Raw genomic sequence first — 5,198 nt, forward strand, 5'->3', positions numbered from 1 at the left:
GGCCCGCCGCCCTGCGCGGGGTGCCCCTCGTCGCGTACGCGGAGGATCTGCCGATCGCCCGGCGCTACTGGCGGCATGTGTTCGGTACCCGGCTCGGCGGGCAGGCCGCGATCACGGTGCCCGATCTGCGCGGGGTGCTGGCGGCGGTCGTGGCGGGTGCCGGGATCACCGTGCTCCCCCGGTATCTGTGCCTCGACGAGCTGGCGTCCGGGGCGCTGGTTCCGCTGCTGACGCCCGAGGACCCGCCGATCAACACCTCGTATCTCACCCGCCGCCCCGGTTCACCGGACAACCCGCACGTCACGCTCGTACGGGAGCGGCTGCTACGGGTGGCGCCCACATGGTGAGCCCACCCATGTGGCGAGCCCACATGTGGTGAATCCACACGCACGCGATGAGCCCGCGCGGCGCCCACCCGGTGAGTCCGCGCGGCCCGGTCCGGACCCCTGACCGTGCATCACCCCTGAGCCGGACGAAGGAATCCGTCACCTGCCCGGTCGCCGTCCGCATGCGGGACGGGCCCGGGGCGCGTTGGCTTCCTTGGAGGCAGCACGGCCGTTTCCCGATCCCGGCGGCGCAAGGGATGTTCCGCCAACCGTGCCGCCGGAGGGCAGTCCCATGCGCACTTCTCAGCTACTACTCCGCTCCGGCCTGACCGTGACAGCCGCCGCCGCTCTTCCCCTCGCCCTGACCGCCGGAACCGCCGGCGCGGCGTCGGGGATCTCCGTGAGCACGACCGGGACCACGGTCTCGGTCACGACCAGCGCGTGCTCCCAGAACCGCACCACCGGCGTCTGGGGCACCGGCTCCCTGCTCACCAGCAGCCAGGGAAGCTTCGCCGAGGGCCGGAAGGCGACCCTGGCGGGGACCACCGTCAGCCAGTCCACCGCCTGGACGAACGTCACTCCGGGCACCTACACCGTCATCGTCATGTGCCAGAACGTCAGCACGCCCGCGGGCACCCAGTCCGTGATCGTGTCCGCTGCCACGACCCCCAGAGTCACCGCCACGGCCTCGCCCTCGCGCGGAGTCATGGGCGGGCTCGGCGGGGCCACGGAGGACTACGGCCCGCTCACGCTGGGAGTCGGCGGGGGCCTGGTGGGAGCCGGTGTCATCGCGACGGCCTGGTTCCTGCGCAGACGCGCGAAGCCCTACCGACTCTGACCGTCCCCACGTCCCCACGGATGAGGGGCCGCCGGCCACCGGCGGCTCCTCCCCCCATGTCCTACGGCAACTCGGCGAACTCCTCGATAGCGTGCGTGAGCCACTGCGTCCAGAAGGTCTCCAGGTCGATGCCCGCGCGCAGCACGAGATGCCGAAGCCGGTCCTGCGGGCTGTCCCTGTCGGGCGGGAAGTCGTGCTTCTCGATCTCCTCGTACTCCGCCAACTGCCCCCGGTGCAGGTCGAGATGGCGGCGCAGGTCGGCCTCGATACCGTCCGTGCCGACCACCGCCGCCGCGCGCAGCCGCAGCAGCATCGTGTCGCGCAGCGGCTTGGGGTCCTGGGCGGACGCGGTCCAGCGGGCCAGTTCGGCGCGGCCCGCGGGCAGGACCTCGTAGCTCTTCTTCTGGCCGCGGGCCGGCTGCTCGGACGCGAGTGCCCTGATCTGGCCCTCGGCCTCCAGTTTTCCCAGCTCGCGATAGATCTGCTGGTGCGTCGCCGACCAGAAGTAGCCGATCGACTTGTCGAAGCGCCGGGTCAGCTCAAGGCCCGAGGACGGCTTCTCCAGAAGGGCGGTGAGGATCGCGTGCGGGAGTGACATGGGGTCATCCTAGGGACGGCTCTCAGAGGGCGGCGGCGACCTCGGTGCCCTGCTTGACGGCCCGCTTGGCGTCCAGTTCGGCGGCCACGTCGGCGCCGCCGATCAGGTGCACGCTGCGTCCGGCGGCGGCCAGTTGGTCGTACAGGCCGCGGCGCGGGTCCTGTCCGGTGCACAGCACGATCGTGTCGACGGCGAGCACCGTGCTCTCCTCGCCCACGGTGACATGCAGTCCGGCGTCGTCGATCAGGTCGTACCGCACGCCGGGGACCATGGTGACGCCCCGGTGCTTGAGTTCGGCGCGGTGGATCCAGCCGGTGGTCTTGCCGAGTCCGGCGCCGACCTTGGTCTCCTTGCGCTGGAGGAGGTGGACGCTGCGCGGCGGGGCGGGCCGCTCGGGTGCGGTGAGGCCGCCGGGTGCCTCGTAGTCCATGTCGACGCCCCAGGCACGGAAGTAGGTCTCCGGGTCCTCGCTCGCCTTGTCGCCGCCGTCCGTGAGGAACTCGGCGACGTCGAAGCCGATGCCGCCGGCACCGAGGATCGCGACGCGCTCGCCGACGGGGACGCGGTCGCGCAGGACGTCGAGGTAGCCGACGACGCTGGGGTGGTCGACGCCGGGGATGTCGGGGGTGCGCGGGGTGACGCCGGTGGCGACGACGATCTCGTCGTAGGCTCCCAAGTCACCCGCCGTCACAAGGGTGTTGAGGCGTACGTCCACGCCGTGTTCGTCGAGCCGCGTGCGGAAGTAGCGCAGCGTCTCGTCGAACTCCTGCTTGCCGGGGACCTGTCGGGCGACGTTGAGCTGTCCGCCGATCTCGCTCGCGGCGTCGTACAGCGTGACCTGGTGGCCGCGTTCGGCGGCGGAGACCGCGCACGCGAGTCCCGCCGGGCCCGCGCCCACCACCGCGACGCGTTTGCGCAACCGGGTTGGCGCGAGGACGAGTTCGGTCTCGTGACAGGCGCGCGGGTTGACCAGGCAGGAGGTGATCTTCCCGCTGAAGGTGTGGTCGAGGCAGGCCTGGTTGCAGCCGATGCAGGTGTTGATGGCGTCGGAGCGGCCGGCGGCGGCCTTGGCGACGAAGTCCGGGTCGGCGAGCATCGGGCGGGCCATCGACACCATGTCGGCGTACCCGTCGGCGAGCAACTGCTCTGCCAGTTCAGGGGTGTTGATGCGGTTGGTGGTGACGAGGGGAATGGTCACCGCGCCCATCAGCTTCTTGGTCACCCAGGTGTACGCGCCGCGCGGCACCGAGGTCGCGATGGTGGGGATGCGGGCCTCGTGCCAGCCGATGCCGGTGTTGATGATGGTCGCCCCGGCTGCCTCAACCGCCTTGGCGAGACTGATGACTTCGTCGAGTGTGGAGCCGCCGGGGACGAGGTCGAGCATCGAGAGCCGGTAGACGATGATGAAGTCCTCGCCGACCGCCTCGCGCACCCGGCGCACGATCTCGACGGGGAAGCGGATCCGGTTCTCGTAGGAGCCGCCCCAGCGGTCGTCGCGGTGGTTGGTCTGCGCGGCGATGAACTCGTTGATGAGGTAGCCCTCGGAGCCCATGATCTCGACGCCGTCGTAGCCGGCCTGCCGGGCGAGGCGGGCGGTGCGGACGTAGTCCTCGATGGTCTGCTCGACCTCGGCGTCGGTGAGCGCGCGGGGCGGGAAGGGGCTGATCGGCGCCTGGAGGGGGCTCGGCGCGACGAGGTCCTGGTGGTAGGCGTACCGCCCGAAGTGCAGGATCTGCATCGCGATCCGGCCGCCCTCGCGGTGCACGGCGGCGGTGATCCCGGCGTGCTGCGCGGCCTCGGCGTCGGTGGTCAGCTTGGCGCCGCCCTCGTAGGGCCGGCCGGCCTCGTTGGGTGCGATGCCGCCGGTGACGATCAGGCCGACACCGCCCCGCGCGCGGGCCGCGTAGAACTCCGCCATGCGCTCGAAACCGCGCTCGGCCTCTTCCAGGCCTATGTGCATGGAGCCCATGAGGACACGGTTGGGCAGTGTGGTGAAGCCCAGGTCGAGGGGGTTCAGCAGGTGCGGGTAACGGCTCATCGGGCCCTCCGTGCGCGGTGTCGTGCCTCTTTTGTAGAGGACGGAACAGGGTTTGTGCAACTAGTTGCATAAAGGGGGCGGCGGGCCGGTCGCCCCGGATTCACAGGGAGCCGTTACCTGTTCCTTATCGGGGGGAGTCGAGAATCACAGGGAGGCGTGCCGTGGGATGCCGGGCGCCCGGGCCGAGGGAGCGAGCCGTGACGCACGACCCTGAGCACGACGACCACAGTTCCGGGGCGATACCGCCGATGCCGGACCACGCACCCGAGTGGGAGGTGCTCACCGGGCCCGGCGGGGCCGAGCGGGAGCACGGTCTCGACCGGATGTGGCGGCAGCGTTCGAAGCGGGCCCGAGCGGTGATCACCGCGGTCACCGTGGGCGTGCTCGCTCTGGGTGGCAGCGTCGCCTACGCGGCCACCTCCGGGAGTTCGGGCAACGACGCGATACCCGCCGCCGGGTCTCCCGCCCCGTCCGGTGCGCCGTCGCCCGGCGGGCCCGGCTTCCGGCACGGGGGCGGCATGTGGTTCGGGTTCGGGGTCGGCGGCAAGGCCGTGCACGGCGAGGCGACGGTCAAGGACGACTCCACCGGCAAGTGGGTCGTACGGATCTGGCAGCGCGGAACGGTCACCAAGGTGGACGGCGACCAGGTCACCGTCAAGAGCGACGACGGGACCTCGTGGACCTGGACCGTGGGTTCAAGTGCCACGGCCCAGAACTCGGCCGCCCTCAAGAAGGGCGACACAGCTTCCCTGATCGGCACCCGCTCCGACAGCGGCTCCAGGACCGCCGACCGGGCCTTCACGGGCACCCTCGACCGCAAGGGCCAGGGCGGAGAGGGCGGGTTCCCGGGCGGCCACGGTCCGTGGGGACGCGGCGGCCCGAGCGGTTCACCTTCACCCGGCCCGTCCGGCAGTGGCGCTACGACCTGACCGAGTCGGCCGGCACGACACCGATCACGACGTTGGCGTACAGCTCCTCGGAGTAGGCCGCCCGCGTGTCGAGACCCGCGCTCTCGAACGCATCGACCGCTGACGGGAGTTGACGCTCACTGGTCTCGACGAGCAGACAGCCGCCGGGGGCGAGCCAGTCGGGTGCGCCGACGGCGACCTCGCGGAGTATGTCGAGGCCGTCCGCGCCACCGTCGAGCGCGACCAGCGGCTCGTGCTCACGGGCCTCCGCGGGCAGAAAACCGACCTCGCCGCTGGGGACGTAGGGCACGTTGGCCGCGAGGATGTCGACGCGTCCGCGCAACTCGCCGGGCAGCGCCGCGAACAGGTCGCCCGTGTGGACGTGCCCGCCGAAGGCGGCGACATTGCGGCGGGCGCAGCGTGTGGCGGCGGGGTCGATGTCGGCGGCGTGCAGTTCGACCCCGCCGAGGGCGGCGGCCAGGGCGGCGCC

The 5,198-nt window shown here is 71.6% G+C and carries 5 protein-coding genes and 1 pseudogene; 3 read left to right on the plus strand and 3 right to left on the minus strand.

All coding sequences use genetic code 11. From position 1 onward, the window contains the following. Together R6V09_RS45290 and R6V09_RS45295 are read left to right on the plus strand one after the other, a co-directional pair. On the plus strand, positions 1-347 hold a 347-nt coding region (locus R6V09_RS45290; protein ID WP_317887313.1), incomplete at its 5' end, for a LysR substrate-binding domain-containing protein. A 271-nt stretch (positions 348-618) separates the two neighbouring features. Continuing rightward, a complete protein-coding gene (locus tag R6V09_RS45295) occupies positions 619-1,164 on the plus strand; it encodes a hypothetical protein (protein WP_317887314.1) in 546 nt (181 codons plus the stop codon). 61 nt (positions 1,165-1,225) lie between these two features. Here R6V09_RS45295 and R6V09_RS45300 read toward each other — a convergent pair whose 3' ends face one another. Further along, a complete protein-coding gene (locus R6V09_RS45300) occupies positions 1,226-1,762 on the minus strand; it encodes a PadR family transcriptional regulator (RefSeq protein ID WP_317887315.1) in 537 nt (178 codons plus the stop codon). Between the two features lie 22 nt (positions 1,763-1,784). Beyond that, the gene (locus R6V09_RS45305; RefSeq protein ID WP_317887316.1) at positions 1,785-3,800 is read right to left on the minus strand and encodes an NADPH-dependent 2,4-dienoyl-CoA reductase; all 2,016 of its coding nucleotides are present in this window, start codon (positions 3,798-3,800) and stop codon (positions 1,785-1,787) included. A gap of 197 nt (positions 3,801-3,997) precedes the next feature. On the opposite strand from R6V09_RS45305, the gene R6V09_RS45310 reads away from it, so the two are divergent. Continuing rightward, positions 3,998-4,729, plus strand: a complete 732-nt coding sequence (locus tag R6V09_RS45310; protein ID WP_317887317.1) for a hypothetical protein — start codon at positions 3,998-4,000, stop codon at positions 4,727-4,729. Here the strand turns inward: R6V09_RS45310 and R6V09_RS45315 are convergent. Further along, a pseudogene (locus R6V09_RS45315) lies at positions 4,719-5,198 on the minus strand (putative protein N(5)-glutamine methyltransferase); the annotation flags it as partial. The gene R6V09_RS45310 and the pseudogene R6V09_RS45315 sit on opposite strands and share 11 nt — an antisense overlap.

The sequence above is a fragment of the Streptomyces sp. W16 genome, assembly GCF_033194735.1.
GTDB lineage: Bacteria > Actinomycetota > Actinomycetes > Streptomycetales > Streptomycetaceae > Streptomyces.